The sequence below is a fragment of the Deltaproteobacteria bacterium genome (genome assembly GCA_016219225.1).
Taxonomy (GTDB): Bacteria; Desulfobacterota; RBG-13-43-22; order RBG-13-43-22; family RBG-13-43-22; genus RBG-13-43-22.
In genome coordinates, this window is sequence record JACRBX010000039.1 from 1 (window position 1) to 15,121 (window position 15,121).

Sequence of the window (15,121 nt, forward strand, 5' to 3'; positions counted from 1 at the left end):
CAGCCTGCCGGACTGGAGATAGGAAACCAGTCTGCCGCTTTCGACCGTGAATTTACAAAACCGGTCGAGGCCGCCGTCGATGATCTGCTGATCCGTACGGGTAAAGGGATCGGCAAAAGTCCGATAGATGACCAAATTTAAAATGATCCGATAGAAATGGTCCAGGTACCAGCGCTCGGCCAGGAAATCCCGAAGCCTGGGAAGGCGTTCAGCCAGGCCCAACCGGGGGGACTCTTTGCGGCCGAATTCGATCCAGGCCAGGGCCACAGCCGAAAGGACCAGGGCCAGGGAGACATAGGTGATCCATCCCCGCTTTTCTCCGGCGGTTGGTTGATCCGACAGGAAATCCTTTAATAAGGGTTCAATAAATCCCGCCGTCAGTATAAAGGCTGCCAGGATGATGAGGGGAATGGTCATGGTCCAGTAGAGCCTGTTTCCCGGTCGTTTCTCGTAAAGGTCTTGCCGGTCTATTTTTTGAGGGAATAGGATAATAAAGATGGGCCGGAAGGTATAGTAAGGCGTCAGAAAGAGGCCCAGGAATCCGGCGATAAGCCAAAAGGGATTCTTCAAATCGGACAGAGTAGCCAGGATGGCCTCTTTACTGAAAAATCCGGCCAGGGGGGGGAGGCCGGAAAGGCTGGCCCCGGCCAGGACAAGACAGATCATGGGGATTTTCATTTCCCGTCCGGAACGTCGGCCGATTTCGAAGAGGTCATTGGTCTTATAATAGTGGACCCAGATGCCGGATCAGAGAAAGAGCAGGGCCTTAAAACCGGCATGAGTAGTCAGATGAAAGAGCCCTGAAAAATATCCCCCGGCACTGAGGGCCATAATCATCATTCCCAACTGACTGATGGTGGAATAGGCCCAGACCTTCTTGATATCCCGTTCCACAAGGGCCATGGAGGAAGCCATCAGCATGGTGAGGGTGCCGGTGGCCAGGAAGATGGACAGGGCCGTCTCGGAATGGCTCAGAAAAGGAAAAAGTCTGGCCAGAAGGTAGACCCCGGCAGCCACCATGGTGGCTGAATGGAGCAAGGCACTGACCGGTGTCGGCCCTTCCATGGCTTCCGGCAGCCAGGTCAGCAAGGGGAATTGGGCGCTCTTGCCCACGATTCCGCCGAAAATCAGAAGGGCCGCCAGGGTCAGAAGCCCCGGGGACATGGCGGGGATGGCCTCGGCCTTGTTCATTTCCAGGATATTTAAATTACCAAAGTTAATCAGAATCATCAGGAGGCCGAGAAAAAAGGCCGTGTCGCCGAGCCGGGTCATGACAAAGGCCTTTTTCCCGGCCTGGGTGGCGCTGAACTTCTCATACCAAAAACCGATTAACAGGTAGGAGCAAAGACCGACCAGCTCCCAAAAGACGTAGAGTTGAAGTAAGGAAGAGGAAAGAACCAGGGCCATCATGGCCCCGGCAAAAAGGGACTGGAAGGCATAATAGCGGGCGAATCCCGGATCTCCGGCCATGTAGCCCAGCGAATAGATCTGGACCAGGAAACTGATCGCGGCCACAACCAGGAGCATGAGCAGGCTGGTCGGATCCAATAAAAACCCAAAAGGGATGGAGATATCCCCGGTCACCAGCCACCTTCCGGCAAATTGGACGGGATGCTCCAGGGACCGGAGGCTGATGAGCAGAAAAAGGGCGTTTGTCAGGGAAAGGGATACGGCTCCGATGGATAGGGCCGCAGAAATCCTGGGACAGGAAGGGGTGAAGACCATGATCCAGGCAAAAGCCAGGAAAGGGATGATGACCGCCGTCCAGGCTGCCAGGAGATTCGGGTCTTGGAATAAAGTCGAGATCATTTTATCCTACCCATTTAAGACATCGTAGGCATCGGGATCCACGGTCCCGCTGCGCAGATAGGCCCCGACAATCAGGGCCAGACCTACCGAGACTTCGGCAGCAGCAACACCGATAATAAAAATGACAAAGGCCTGCCCATCGAGCTGCTGCCAGCGCAGGGCCCCTGCTACAAAGAGGATGGCAGCGGCATTCATCATGATCTCTACGCCGATCAGGGTCATGATCAGGTTCCGGCGCGTCAGGAGGCAGAGGAGACCCAGGGAAAAAAGGATCGAGGCCAGGAGGATTACCTGGGAATAAGGAACGATCATAACCCCTCCCTATCCGGCTTTTTCCCCCTCTGTCGGCCTAATTGGACGGCGGCCATCAGGCCTATGAGGAGGACCAGGGAAATGATTTCCACGGAAAACCAATATCGCTCGAAGACGAACCGGCCCAGGGCCATGGGGCTGGCCATGGCTGTTTTGAGAGGGATTTGACTCCGGGGATCGGTAAAAACAAGCATCAGGGCCAATAAGAAATAGCTCAGGGACAGTATAATAGCCGGCTCCCATTGCCGCCAGGCCATTCGGTTCTCGGTTGCTGTCTCGGGTTTAACCATCATGATCACAAAGAGAAACAGGACCATGATCGCCCCGGCATAGATAATGACCATAAGGGCTGCTAAAAAGGGGGCCCCGAAGAGATAGAAAAGCATGGCGCTTCCCAGGAAGGACAGGATCAGATAGACCACGGCGTGAACCGGATTACGCCGGGTGATGGCCAGGGCGGCCGTAACCAGGATCAATCCCGCAATGAGATAGAAGAAAAGGGCGTAAAGGGTCATGGCCAGTTACTCCAAAGATCCAGAGGTCTTTCTTCATTGATATGCTCGCCCTTGCCCCCGGCTATGGTGATGCCGGCATGACGGTAATAATTGTAGTCCTGGTTTTTCCCGCCGTGATTTACCAGCAGATTTTCCTTTTCAGCTACCAGGGTCAGGATATCATATTGAGAGAATTCAAAATGGGGGGTCAGTTGGATGGCCAGGGTAGGGCAGGCCTCTTCGCAGAAGCCGCAGTAGATACAGCGGGCGAAATTGATCCGGAACCAGGGGGCGAAGCGCCGGCCGTCTTCCCGTTCGGCGGATTGCATGGAGATACAACTGACCGGACAGACGGCCGAGCACAGATAACAGGCCACACAACGCTCTTGGCCGTCCGGGTCCCGGGTAAGGATGATCCTGGCCCGGGAACGGCCGGGCAGAGTCCGTTTATACTCCGGATATTGTTCGGTCACCGGCTTTCGGAAAAGATGCTTCAAAACGGTCCAAAAGCCCCTGGACAATCCAGGAAGGGCATCGGACCATATTTTGAATCCTTTAGACCTCTCCATAACAAGCCCCTTTTTTGGTTCCAGCTTAATTCTATTTAGAATAATTATTGCGTGTATCGGCGAAAATCTGCGTCCTAATTTAAGAGGATTGTTTAGAACAGTTTTTAAGTCAATACAGTGTATCCCGTATTTTCAGAATAAATTTAATGTAACGGAGTCAAACCCAGTTAAAAATACATCCTTTTTTTTCAAAAAATACCCCTTTTACCCTATTTAGCTTCGAGACCTTGTTCAATTAAAATAAAATTTTATTTTATAATACTACAGCGTATTTTTTACTAATGGGCCCACTTAACCCTCATTCCGACATGCTTTAAGCTTGTCCCCGACATTCTTAATCGGGGAGCGGAATCCAGGGACTTTGGTTTTCTCATTTTCTTGAAAAAACTGGATTCCCGATAGAAACATTCGGGAATGACGGGAAAACTGTCGCTGTAGTAATAATTTCCCTGCTAAAGCTCCAGGCCGTTTTATATTTATGGGAAGGCGCCACGAAACACGAAAACGGTTTTTTCCGAACATTGAACCTTGAACGGTAATTTTGTTTTAAAAAAGGTGACGGAACTATATGACCGACCCGACAAAACCAAATGATCATGAGAAGCGGGCCATCTGCGGCATCTGCTCTGCCGGCTGCTGGGTCATCGTCACTTACAATGAGGCCGGTCGGATCAAGACCGTCCGGGCCGATGAAACCTCGCCGTTAGGGGCTATTTGTAAGGTCGGTGAGCACTCTGCGGAAATCGTCTATTCCCAGGATCGGCTGCTTTACCCCTTAAAGCGTAAAGGTCCCAAAGGGACTTATAACTTCGAGCGGATAACCTGGGATGAAGCTTACGAGACCATCGTTGGAAGGCTCCAGTCCATTAAGGCCGAATCAGGGCCGGAGGCCACGGCCATCTACACCGGCAGCGGGAGTTTTGAACTGGCCTTCTGCGACATGTTTCAACCGAAAGACGTGGCCATTTCCTCGGCCGCCAGCGTCCTGTTTCCCTTCGGCTCCCCCAACACCCTCGGAGTGGGTGCCCTTTGCTATGTGGCCTTTGCCATGATCGCCCCCCATGTGACCATGGGTCGCATGTTCATGAACATGTTTTCTGATATTGAGCAGGCCGGGCTCATCGTCATTTGGGGTAAAAATCCGGCCGCCCATTGTCCGCCCCATGACTTCCATCGAATCCAGGAGGCCTGCCGACGGGGTGCAAAGTTAGTGGTTATCGATCCCAGGAAAACGTCCCTGGCCAAGTCCTTCAATTCCCAGTGGATACCGATCCGGCCCGGTACGGACGGGGCCCTGGCCCTGGGAATGTGTCAGGTCATCATCGAAGAGGATCTCTACGAGGGAGACTTTATCAGGAACTGGACCGTCGGGTTTGAACCCTTCGCCCAATATGTTCAACACTTCCGGCCGGAGGTCGTCGAGCATATCACCGGGGTTCCGGCTGAGACGGTCCGGTCTCTGGCCCGGCGGATCAGCACCACCGACGGCGTTTCTCCGGTGATGTACAGCGGCCTGGAATACAGCGACGGGGCCGTTTCCGCCATCCGGGCGACACTGGTCCTATGGGCCCTGGCCGGCCAGCTCGACGTGCCCGGCGGGTCCTGCTTCAGTATGTCCCAAAATCAGTTTCCGATTAATCGGGAAGGACTCATTCCCAACCCCAATGCGCAAAAGGCCGCAGGCTATAATAACTTCCCCATCTACACCAGGTATCGGGGCGAGTTCCACGCCAATATCCTGCCGGAGGCGGTGCTGAAAAAAAAGCCTTATCCCATCCGATTGCTCCTCAGTCTGGGGGCTTCGATGATCACCTCCTGGCCCCAATCGGAGATCTGGCGAAAGACCCTTGGCGCCCTGGATTTCCTGGTCTGTATCGACCGCCAGCTTACCGCCGATATGGCCTACGCAGACATCATCCTACCGGCCGCTACGTATTACGAAATCGAATCCTACATGCGTTACGGCCCTATCTACCGGATCAGGGAACCGGTGATCCCCCCGGTCGGAGAGGCCCGGAGCGATTTCTTTATCCTCTCCGAACTGGCCCGGCGTCTGGGATACGGCCATCTCTATCCCCAGACTCCGGTCGAACTTTTGGATCGATCCCTCGGGGGGTCGGGATTTACCCTGGAAGAGGTCCGTCAGGCCGGCGGGCTCGTCAAAGTCCCAACGGTAATGATGGAGTATAAAAAATGGGAAAAGGGCTTGCTCCGGGAAGACGGACAGACCGGTTTTGAGACGCCTTCGGGCAAGTTTGAAATTGCCTCTTCTATCCTGGAGGAACATGGTTATGATGCCTTGCCGATTTATGTGGAACCCGGAGAAAGTCCGCACTCGCAGCCGGAACTGGCCAAAGAGTTCCCCCTGGTTTTCAACTCCGGGGCCCGTTCCAGGGTGGATATCCACACCCTCCATCAAACCATCCCGGCCCTGATGGAAGAAAGGCCGGTCCCGACGGTGATGATCAATACCGCCGATGCCCGGGTTCGGGGTATTCAAAACGGCGATGAGGTCCATCTTAAGACCAGGCGCGGTCAGATACGCCTGTACGCACTGGTCACCGACGACATAGTGTCCGGGGCCGTCGAGGCCAGTGCCATGGGGGGCGGGGCCTTGGGTTCTAAAGCCTGGCAGCAGGCTTGCGTCAATGACTTGACCGACCTGGCCCGCTTTGATCCGATTTCCGGCTTTCCTGTTTACAAGGCCTTGCTCTGTGAGGTATCCAAGATTTCGGAAGGAAAAAAAGTCCGGACCGGCGGCAGGGGTGAGTATACTTTTGATAGACCTCCGAAACCGTCGAAGGTTACCAGGCCCATCTATTTGGATCATAATGCTACTACCCCCATGGCCGAGGAGGTCAAGGCCGCCTTGGTTGCATCTATGGATTCTTTCGGTAATCCCTCCAGCCTCTACGCCCTGGGGAAGGAAACACGACTGAGCCTGGACAAGGCCCGACGGAGCGTGGCTTTACTCCTCAACACCACGGCCCGGCGCATCATTTTCACCGGCGGGGGTTCGGAGGCCAATAATCTGGCCATCAAAGGGGTGGCCTTGGCTGACGGGCGGACCCGGAAACATATCATCACCAGCACAGTCGAACACCCTTCAGTGCTAAACACCTGCCGTTGGCTGGAAAAGCAGGCCTTCGTCCTGACCCTTCTGCCGGTCGACGGCCAGGGGCTGGTGGACCCCGGAGACCTTAGAAAGGCGATTACGGAAAAGACCTGTCTGGTCAGTATAATGCTGGCCAATAACGAGACCGGTTCCATCCAGCCCATTGCCGAATTAGCCGGGATCGCCCGGGAGCAGGGGGTGCCCTTTCATACCGATGCGGTCCAGGCATTGGGTAAACTGCCCGTTGATGTAGAACGACTGGGTGTGGACCTGCTGACCTTTTCCGGGCATAAGTTTTATGGGCCCAAGGGTGTGGGTGTTCTCTATGTGCGCAAGGGGATGATGCTCGACCCCCTGATCGCCGGAGGCCATCAGGAGCAGGGATTCCGGGCCGGGACCGAGAACATTTTGGGGATCATCGGGCTGGGCCGGGCAGCGGAACTGGCCATCGACAATTTCTCGAAAATGAACCGTGTGCAAGAGCTGCGGGACAGACTGCATCAAGGCATTTTGGAAGTGGTTCCCCAGGCCCGGCTGAATGGCCATCCCCGGGAACGGCTGCCCAACACCTTAAACCTGACACTTCCCGGCATCCGGGGAGAGTCGCTGGTCCTGGCCCTTGACCGGAAAGGAATCGCCATTTCATCGGGGTCTGCCTGCCAGTCGGGTTTTCCCGAGCCATCAAAGGCCTTGACGGCCATGGGGCTTACGGTAGAAGAGGCCCATGGCGCGGTCCGCTTTTCTCTCGGCCTCGGCAATACGGAGGAAGAGATCGACCGGACCATCATGGCTATTGATCAGGTCATTCGTGAAACCAATGAAGTCATCCGGTTCGTTTCCTGCAGATAGAGCAGATAGTACAAGGGAGATTAGGCCGTGAACCATCCAACTTTGTCCGCGATTGAAGATTTTTTGCAAGAATCGATAACCGAAATAAATAATCGTCCGAAGGGACCTTATGGGATCAATGGTGTCGCGGACCTGGCTGCAGGTCTGACGGCCCGGCAGAGATACATCCCCTGCAAATATTTTTATGATGCCCAAGGGTCCAGGCTTTTCGAAGCCATCTGCAGGCTTCCGGAATATTATCCAACCCGAACGGAAATGGGCCTTCTCAAAGAGGTTGCCCCTGGGCTGGCCGGGACCTTGAACCACAAAGACCTGGTCGAACTCGGTTCCGGGGCCGATCGGAAGATAGGCATCCTGCTCCGGGCAACAACCCAGGATACCCGGTCCACCCTGCGTTATATCCCGGTGGACATCAGCGATTCGGCGGTCCTTAATTCTTCTCTTAATCTGAAAACCCGTTTCCCGGAGTTAAAGGTAAAAGGGCTCGTGGCCGATTTTACTTCCCAACTGAAACCGCTTCCTACGGATAGGCCGACCATGTTCCTTTTCCTGGGAAGCACAATCGGCAATTTTGACGATGTCGAAAGCGTCGTCTTCCTACGGAATATGGCGGCCGTCATGAAACCGGAGGATACCATGCTGATCGGTTTCGATATGCTCAAGCCCCTTCCGCTCATCGAGGCAGCTTATAATGATACAAGGGGAGTCACCGCTGCATTTAACAAGAATATCCTGAGGGCAGTCAATAAGGAATTGCAGGCCCTTTTCGATCCTTCCTGCTTCGACCATTTGGCCTTCTTTAATGAAAACCACAGCCGGATAGAAATGCACCTGAAAGCCAATCAGGATGTGGCGGTCAGGATTGACGCACTCAATATGACCCTTGAGATTAAAGAAGGCGAAACCCTTCACACGGAAAACTCACGGAAATTCACCAGGGAAAGTATCGAGTGGATGGCCGGCCTGGCCGGCTTGACCATTCACGACTGGCGCCAGGATTCCAGTGGGTGGTTTTCTCTGGTGTCCATGGGGTTGTAAAATAGTTTTTGATCGAATTTTTCTCCTTGACCGTCATTTCCGCACTATCTTATAATTTTTTAATCGATTTTAGGATTTAATGGAGTGAACATCGTTTTACTTGCTTAAAACTTTTAGGAAGAAAAATAATCATGAGTTCCCTTGAAAAGGTTGAAGAAATTTTGTCAGGGCTGACCAAAGCGGAAAAGGCTCAAGTTCTCCAGTGGGTAGTTCGGGACATGGGGGATGCCTTTCCCGGGATTGACGTCATCACTGGGGTCTGCGGGGGGAACCGTGCATTGTCCGGACCCGTATCCCGGTCTGGCTGCTTGTCCAGGCCAGGTGCTTGGGAACAAGTGAGGCCGATCTGCTCCGGTGTTATCCAACATTAAGGGCAGAAGATCTAAGCAATGCCTGGGCTTATTATCGTTCCCATCGGGACGAGATAGACAAACAGATAGCAGAAAACGAGTCAGCCTGATATGGGAAGATTGTACGCAAATGAAAATTTTCCCTATCCGGTTATAGAAGAATTAAGACGTCTGGATCATGATGTTCTAACTATTTATTTATCTTCATCACCACAATCCGAATCATGCAGGCCTAATTGCCTGTACTTATAATCCCGATTTTGCGGCCTTGGCCCGACAAATTCATTCCGTTATTGAAGATGATAATGCGCTTACCGGAAGATTGATAAGAATTAATCGGCATGGTCCACAAAATGAATAATTCCGGGCAATCACAAAAGAAAGACTTGTTTTAGTCCGGTAATCAAGTCCGCCAAAGCGAAGGGGCGGTTCTGGATTTTACAAGAAATTTTTTGACAAATTATGAAGTTATGTTATCCAAAGCACATTGAGGAGAGACCGTCTGAACGGAGCAGAAGGCCAGGGCTCGATAATTATTAGATTTCAGTTTTGTTGAACCCCAGGTCCTGTTGTTATCCACTTTACCCTTTGCGCGGAAAGGATAACCAGGCGATCTTTAAATTGGGAGGGGGACTGACGGCGTAAAAAAGGGACTAATAGCTTTAAAACATTTCTCGATGTGGTCGGGTTTACTTTTAATCGAATAACACCGGGATGATGACTCAAAGGGAGAACAACCCAGTCGCCGAAATGCTGATCCAGAGTAATAAGAATCCTGTTTTCAGAAACAGCTCTGTCCAAGATCTCTTTATCATCGGCCCGGGATTGTCCAATCTCAGAAGCCCGGATTACATTATACTCCTCTTTATTTAAGGCCTGGGCGACATCCAGATTAAACATTTGATCCAGATAAAGTCGAAATGCCTCAGGCATTGACCGCTCTTACTTCCGTGTGGTCAATGGATTCCCTGGCATAAAAGAGTGCGGCCTGGAGGTCTTCTCTTTTTAACTCAGGATAACCGGCAAGTATTATTTCCCAAGATTCCCCCTCAGCAATTTGTTCTAAAATTACCGAAATGGGTATCCTGGTCCCTTTAATTACCGGCCGCCCATTACAGACCCTGGGATTTATTTCTATCCGGTTAAGAAAATTCACAGGTATACCTCCACCAACACATCTAAATTGTTAATATTTTATCTTTCTTAAAAGTATAGGATAGAAAATTACCAAAGGTCAAGAAGAAAAAAATGGTACTTTTTCTCTTGACAAATTATGAAGTTATGTTATCCAGAGATCATTGATCCATTTATAAAAACCTCTCCTCTAAATCTTGAGGATATATATGGTCAGGATACACATCCCAAAAGATCCACCCGGTCAGCCAAGGATTAACTTTACCGCGTTTCCCTATTTATTTTAAAGACATCCATGGTCATCAAAATAGTCGGCATGTGGAATTTGTCTATTTCTGTATATCCCGAAAAATATCATGATATCCGAGAAACAAAATCGTCGAAAAATTCTATCAAGAATTTGTGGAGTATCTTTGTGAATCAAGTTGGTTATGGTATAGTTGATGTCCCCAGGCAAGATGGGTAGGATAAATTGATAATATCTCTTTAATGCTGAAGATCTTTTTGGATGGGGAGATATGAAGAAAACTTTAGAATGACTTGTTAGCAAGTTCGAGGAGGTATGTCTGAAGCGAGTTTGTGGTTTAAATAGCCTACCGTGGAATGGAGGGGTAGTCCATGTCTCAAATGATCGCCTATTGTGGCCTTGTCTGTTCGAATTGTCCTACATTTCTGGCTACTCAGAATGATGATGATGTTGCCAGGGAAAGAACCGCTGCGTTGTATTCTGAGAAGTTTGGCTTTGATTTGAAACCTGAAGAGATCAACTGTGATGGATGTAAGTCAGAGGGAGGGAAGCTGATCGGATATTGCCAATCTTGCGCTATCAGGAAGTGTTGTAGCGGAAAGGGTCTGGACAATTGTGCCATTTGCACTGATCAGCCGTGCGAGATCCTTATTCGCTTCCATGAGTTTTCTGTGGATGCAAAAGCATGCTTCGAAGCGCTCAAGAAGTGAATCGGATAGGCCTATGCCTCTCGCGCTGTCAGGTTTTGTCCTCGGCTGAGACCGGATCTTTTTGTGTTCTCTGAGCTGCAGGCAATCGCTTGAGAGAATATCGTAGCGGCATGAGAACGAAAAAGTGTGGAAATTCGTTTGCTAACAAGGCATGCACGCGGACATACAACCACGCGGGGCGCATTTTTCGGTGCTCTTTCAAGCTCATTGGCCGCGTGGTTGCGTGCCGGTGATGCCCGTCGTTGGCCGCTCATTATAGAATGCTTCTATGTCATATGAATCCAAGTGGAATGAATACAAAAAAAGGAGGTCCTATGTCTCTTCTCAATTTCATCTTGCAAGGTAAGGCTTCAGGCTATGCCAGTGGTGGCGAAGGGCAAGAAAGGATATTTGAGGATGGATCACGGGGCTTTGAGTTCGTGGGAGAGCACTATCGGTATTTGGACCGTTACTTCGGCTTTAACCCATTTGCAGGAACTGAACATATCTATGCCGCGAATGGCCCTTTACTCTGGGTTATGAACTACTATGGACAAGTCCTCCCCACATGTTCCGACCCCATGAAAGTGTACACATTTCTCAAGGAAGCTATGCGGTTGGTTTCACCAGCATACCCCTTTCGAGGCCCATCTGCTTAGGATTGAGACGATCCTGAAAGGTCGGTTTCCTGCCCAGGCAGAGATTTTAACGTAGTTAATTTTTACATTTATAGTCTTACGAATTAGTACGACAGCGTATTTTTTGCTCATGCGCCCCTTAACCGTCATTCCGGCATGCCTTAAGCCGGAATCCAGGGACTTTGGTTTTCTCATTTTCTGGAAAAACCTGGATTCCCGATAAAGACATTCGGGAATGACGGGAAAAGTGTCGCTGTAGTATTAGAAAGTATTCGAGACAATTGATTAACTCGCAATGTTTTTTTAAAATAAAATATGGCGGTAATTTCTGGAGCTTGGTTGTAGCTGAAAACGAAAAGACTCTAAAAATAGGTCATTTCGAATCATATTTTTTTGAAAACCGCCATAATTAATTTGACAAGATTATTGCATAATTTTTAACGAATAAAGGAAAAACCAGACTAAATGTAAAATAAAAAGTCCCTTTAAAATCTCTGCCCAGGCGGGATTCAAGAAGCCAGGCGGTATTATTATGGATTTATATAGATAGGGTAAAGGTTCGATACAGGATGAACTGAGGAGTGATCCATGCGGTGAGTGTCGGACTCACAGGATTGAAAAGGATGTAATAACAACAAACAAAACATAACCTGAATCAACCACAACTTGGTTGCCTCCTCATAGGGACCATCCAAATGATGATCTTCCCTAAGACTCAACTAAATGGTATTATTATTCGATTTGGAGGAATATGGTAATGGCTAGAATCACCAAGGTTAAGGTATTACAGGATTATCGTCTGAAATTATCTTTTGACAACGGGGTTTGTGGGGAAGTGAACCTCTCCGAGTTAGTTGGCAAAGGTGTTTTTTCTTTATGGCACGACCGGGATTTTTTTCAACAGGTACGGATTGGTTCTTTCGGTGAACTGGTTTGGGGCGATCAAATTGATCTCTGCCCGGACTCCTTGTTCCTTAGGATAACGGGCAGGAAGCCGGAAGACATTTTTCCCGTCCTGCGCCGTAAGGCCGCCTAGGCCTGAGATCAGTCGTTTTTTTGGCATCATCATTAAGATGTTCTTTGATGAACATAACCCACCGCATTTTCATGCCGAGTACGGCGGAGATGCTGCTTTGATCGATATCCGTAACCTGTCAGTCTTTTCCGGCAGATTACCACCACTTCAAAAAATCACGGCAATAAGGGCTGAGCAATGGCAATGGAAAAAGGCTTTATAACCGGGTACAGCGCGACTTGCTACGCCGCGGCTGATCCAGGGCGTTCGGTCTAAGGATAAAACATGGCAGAATACGGTGAATGGAATCTCAAAGGAGCAACTCTAAGCGATGTAACGGCGAAGAAGGAATATGGAGTTGACCGAGAATTTATTGTGAGGGGCATACGGGCCGCCAAACTTGAATATCGAGACGGAGCAATGTGGGGAAACTCATATCTCAGAGTCCTGAGGAACCAACTCGAAAAGTATATAACCGAGGAGCTTGGAAAGGACTACCTGGTGAGAGTCAAGGCTGAGACCGAGTTACTAAAGATCAAGAAAGAGATATCCGATCTCAAAAAAAAACTGAAGGAGCTTGAGAACAGAAGGATCGCTCTTGAGCATTCATTAAGGAAATGATAGGGCAAGCTACATTGGTCCAAAACGTAAACCGATTCTTAGCGATGAATTGTAAATATATGCCAACAAGGACGATTACTACACATTAACCAAAGGGTCAAATTGACGACGAAAGTCGCCGTAAATTAGGACGCTGATTTTCGCCGATACCCGCAGATAACTACTCTATATATTCAAAATCTTGGCAATCTGCGTCGATCTGCGTCCAAAAAGGAAATTCCTATACCCTCAAGTTACCATCGGACGTTCGGTGACCTGAATATGAAATGTCTTTGCGACGACGGTGAGGGATCGGTATGGTAAGAATCTGGAGGGCGGAAGCAGTCTATCCGCTGATTGGACGATTGGTCGGTGTTTTTCTTGTTTTCACCATTTTGAGCTGCCTGGTTGAAGCGTCGAACGCAAGTGGAGCAGCATCCCAGCCCCTGTTTAATGTCGGCTATCAGGCCATTGATTTCAAGTATCGCAAGGACGGGCAGGAGCAAAGGCTTACCGTGGCCGTCTGGTATCCGACCGTGGCGCAGCCGAAACCCCACACCTACGGGGGACCGACAAGCGGCAACGTCGCGGTCGATGCGGCACCCCGTGCCGAAGGCTCCCCCTATCCTTTGCTGGTTTTTTCCCACGGATACGGGGGCGGTGGAATCGGCTCGGTATTCTTTACCGAAGCCCTTGCCGCTCGCGGCTGGATCGTGGCCTGCCCGGACCACCACGACAAGCACTCGGTCGTCCGCATACGGACCGGTCAAGAGAAGCACTTCGACCGTCTCGGCTTCCTGCAGCAGGCCAGGGAGATAACCGCTTCGGGTCCAGGCGACAGAGACCGGTATCTGTACCGACTGGACGAGATGAGTCTCGTATTGGACAGCATGATGACTTCCGGCCTTTTCGGGAGGCTCATCGACCAGGACCGCATCGCTGTCGGGGGGCACTCTTTGGGCGGATTCACGGCGCTGGGACTCTGCGGAACCCTCAAGGAACGCCATGATCCCCGCATCAAGGCCCTATTATTATTCTCGACGGGGGCCGGTGGGTATCTGTTCCGGGAAGACGAACTTGCCGGAGTGCGGATTCCATCCATGCTATTTATGGGAGAGCGGGAAGAAAACCAACAGCGCGGCTTCCAAAAGATGTCGGACCTTTCGGCCAAGATTTACAGAAACGTATCGTCTCCCAAGTACTTCCTTGAGGTCAAAGGGGCCGGTCATTTTTCGTTCAACAATCGCTTCTCGGATAATCCCGGGTCGAGACTACTGAGTGGCACCGAAGAGCAGTACGAGGTTATCCGACGCTACTCGATTGCTTTTTTGGAGCAGTACGTTGCAGGAAAAAAGGACTCCGGTCATGTGCTGGAGCAGAGCGATCCGCACCTTAACCGCTATATCGCGAATCCGGTTGCAGGCGCATCCAGATAAGATTTGGAGAAACTGGAAGCGAGAAGGCAATTATTATTATTTTCCCTGTGGTCCACCTTACGGAATATCCGCATAAAAATGGATAAAAGCCTTTGTGCGGTGGGCCCAACCCTTTCTTTAAGGAGGAAAAAGCCATGGATAAAGATCAGGTCCTTCGTCAGGAATTGCTGGCCCTTTTAAAAGGTGGAAACGCCCACATGGGTTTTGCCGATGCCGTTTCCGATTTTCCCATGAAGGCAATCAATACCAAAGTGCCCAACGGCAGCTATACCGTCTGGCACCTTTTGGAGCATATACGCATCGCCCAGTGGGATATTCTCGATTTTGTCATAAATCCTGACCATCAATCTCCAAAGTTTCCCGACGGCTATTGGCCCGGGGTCGATGAAAAGGCTTCCCCCGGGCATTGGAAAAAGACGGTTAAAGGTTTTCAGGCCGACTTGAAGGTCCTGGAAAAATTGGTCAAAGATCCTCAAACGGATTTTTTCGGCCCCATTCCCCATGCCAAGGATTACACGATTCTTCGGGAGGTCCTCCTGGCGGCTGACCACAATGCCTATCATCTGGGAGAGTTGGTCGGTCTCAGGCGGATTCTCAACCTGAAGCCCATTTTTGAATATTAAACTCTCACTGGAAGTTTGAAAATTCTCAAGACAAAGGACGGGGAGCAAGAGAAATATTTCTGTTGACTTTCAAGGGCAAGGCGATTAATAAGAGAGGAATCCGATGGAGCTCTACGTAGCATCCTTTAAGGTTTACTACGGGAGGGTGCTCGCATTATATTTTCAACAATTTTCTTCTGCTTCCAAAAATAGAAAACAGGTCT

16 protein-coding genes and 1 pseudogene are annotated in these 15,121 nt (G+C 50.4%); 10 read left to right on the forward strand and 7 right to left on the reverse strand.

Annotated features, from left to right (window positions below):
* The 5 genes from HY879_02720 to nuoI form a co-directional block, all read right to left on the reverse strand.
* Positions 1 to 678 (reverse strand): NADH-quinone oxidoreductase subunit L (locus HY879_02720; GenBank protein ID MBI5602243.1); only part of this gene is annotated, 678 nt, incomplete at its 3' end.
* Positions 679 to 747: 69 nt separating this feature from the next.
* Complete coding sequence (locus HY879_02725) at positions 748 to 1,809, reverse strand: hypothetical protein (protein MBI5602244.1); 1,062 nt, start codon at positions 1,807 to 1,809, stop codon at positions 748 to 750.
* Positions 1,810 to 1,815: 6 nt separating this feature from the next.
* Positions 1,816 to 2,121, reverse strand: coding sequence for an NADH-quinone oxidoreductase subunit NuoK (nuoK, locus tag HY879_02730; protein MBI5602245.1), 306 nt, complete (start codon positions 2,119 to 2,121; stop codon positions 1,816 to 1,818).
* On the reverse strand, positions 2,118 to 2,636 hold the full coding sequence (locus HY879_02735; GenBank protein MBI5602246.1) for an NADH-quinone oxidoreductase subunit J: 519 nt from the start codon (positions 2,634 to 2,636) through the stop codon (positions 2,118 to 2,120). The genes nuoK and HY879_02735 overlap by 4 nt, the downstream gene beginning before the upstream one ends.
* Entirely contained in the window at positions 2,633 to 3,184 is a 552-nt protein-coding gene (nuoI, locus tag HY879_02740) for an NADH-quinone oxidoreductase subunit NuoI (protein MBI5602247.1), read from the reverse strand. The genes HY879_02735 and nuoI overlap by 4 nt, the downstream gene beginning before the upstream one ends.
* Before the next feature lie 568 nt (positions 3,185 to 3,752).
* Here nuoI and HY879_02745 point away from each other — a divergent pair.
* The 3 genes and pseudogenes from HY879_02745 to HY879_02755 all read left to right on the forward strand — a co-directional run bounded on the left by HY879_02745 (position 3,753) and on the right by HY879_02755 (position 8,646).
* Entirely contained in the window at positions 3,753 to 7,148 is a 3,396-nt protein-coding gene (locus tag HY879_02745; GenBank protein MBI5602248.1) for an IscS subfamily cysteine desulfurase, read from the forward strand.
* Between the two features lie 27 nt (positions 7,149 to 7,175).
* Positions 7,176 to 8,186 (forward strand): L-histidine N(alpha)-methyltransferase, encoded by a 1,011-nt coding sequence (gene egtD / locus HY879_02750; protein ID MBI5602249.1) that lies wholly within the window; start codon positions 7,176 to 7,178, stop codon positions 8,184 to 8,186.
* Positions 8,187 to 8,317: 131 nt separating this feature from the next.
* Positions 8,318 to 8,646: pseudogene (locus HY879_02755) on the forward strand (DUF433 domain-containing protein).
* Between the two features lie 433 nt (positions 8,647 to 9,079).
* Here the strand turns inward: HY879_02755 and HY879_02760 are convergent.
* Positions 9,080 to 9,469 carry a DUF5615 family PIN-like protein gene (locus HY879_02760; GenBank protein MBI5602250.1) on the reverse strand — a complete coding sequence of 130 codons (390 nt, stop codon included), beginning with the start codon at positions 9,467 to 9,469 and terminating at the stop codon, positions 9,080 to 9,082.
* Positions 9,462 to 9,692, reverse strand: coding sequence for a DUF433 domain-containing protein (locus tag HY879_02765; GenBank protein ID MBI5602251.1), 231 nt, complete (start codon positions 9,690 to 9,692; stop codon positions 9,462 to 9,464). The genes HY879_02760 and HY879_02765 overlap by 8 nt, the downstream gene beginning before the upstream one ends.
* Before the next feature lie 596 nt (positions 9,693 to 10,288).
* Between HY879_02765 and HY879_02770 the strand changes: the two genes are divergently transcribed.
* The 7 genes from HY879_02770 to HY879_02800 all read left to right on the forward strand — a co-directional run bounded on the left by HY879_02770 (position 10,289) and on the right by HY879_02800 (position 14,918).
* Positions 10,289 to 10,627 (forward strand): DUF3795 domain-containing protein, encoded by a 339-nt coding sequence (locus tag HY879_02770; protein MBI5602252.1) that lies wholly within the window; start codon positions 10,289 to 10,291, stop codon positions 10,625 to 10,627.
* Between the two features lie 314 nt (positions 10,628 to 10,941).
* Positions 10,942 to 11,265 carry a hypothetical protein gene (locus HY879_02775; GenBank protein ID MBI5602253.1) on the forward strand — a complete coding sequence of 108 codons (324 nt, stop codon included), beginning with the start codon at positions 10,942 to 10,944 and terminating at the stop codon, positions 11,263 to 11,265.
* 736 nt (positions 11,266 to 12,001) lie between these two features.
* A complete protein-coding gene (locus tag HY879_02780; protein ID MBI5602254.1) occupies positions 12,002 to 12,280 on the forward strand; it encodes a DUF2442 domain-containing protein in 279 nt (92 codons plus the stop codon).
* Positions 12,281 to 12,317: 37 nt separating this feature from the next.
* Positions 12,318 to 12,482, forward strand: coding sequence for a DUF4160 domain-containing protein (locus tag HY879_02785; protein ID MBI5602255.1), 165 nt, complete (start codon positions 12,318 to 12,320; stop codon positions 12,480 to 12,482).
* 62 nt (positions 12,483 to 12,544) lie between these two features.
* Positions 12,545 to 12,880, forward strand: coding sequence for a hypothetical protein (locus tag HY879_02790; GenBank protein MBI5602256.1), 336 nt, complete (start codon positions 12,545 to 12,547; stop codon positions 12,878 to 12,880).
* 296 nt (positions 12,881 to 13,176) lie between these two features.
* Positions 13,177 to 14,295, forward strand: a complete 1,119-nt coding sequence (locus HY879_02795) for a hypothetical protein (GenBank protein ID MBI5602257.1) — start codon at positions 13,177 to 13,179, stop codon at positions 14,293 to 14,295.
* Between the two features lie 134 nt (positions 14,296 to 14,429).
* A complete protein-coding gene (locus HY879_02800; protein ID MBI5602258.1) occupies positions 14,430 to 14,918 on the forward strand; it encodes a DinB family protein in 489 nt (162 codons plus the stop codon).
* Positions 14,919 to 15,121: the final 203 nt, after the last annotated feature.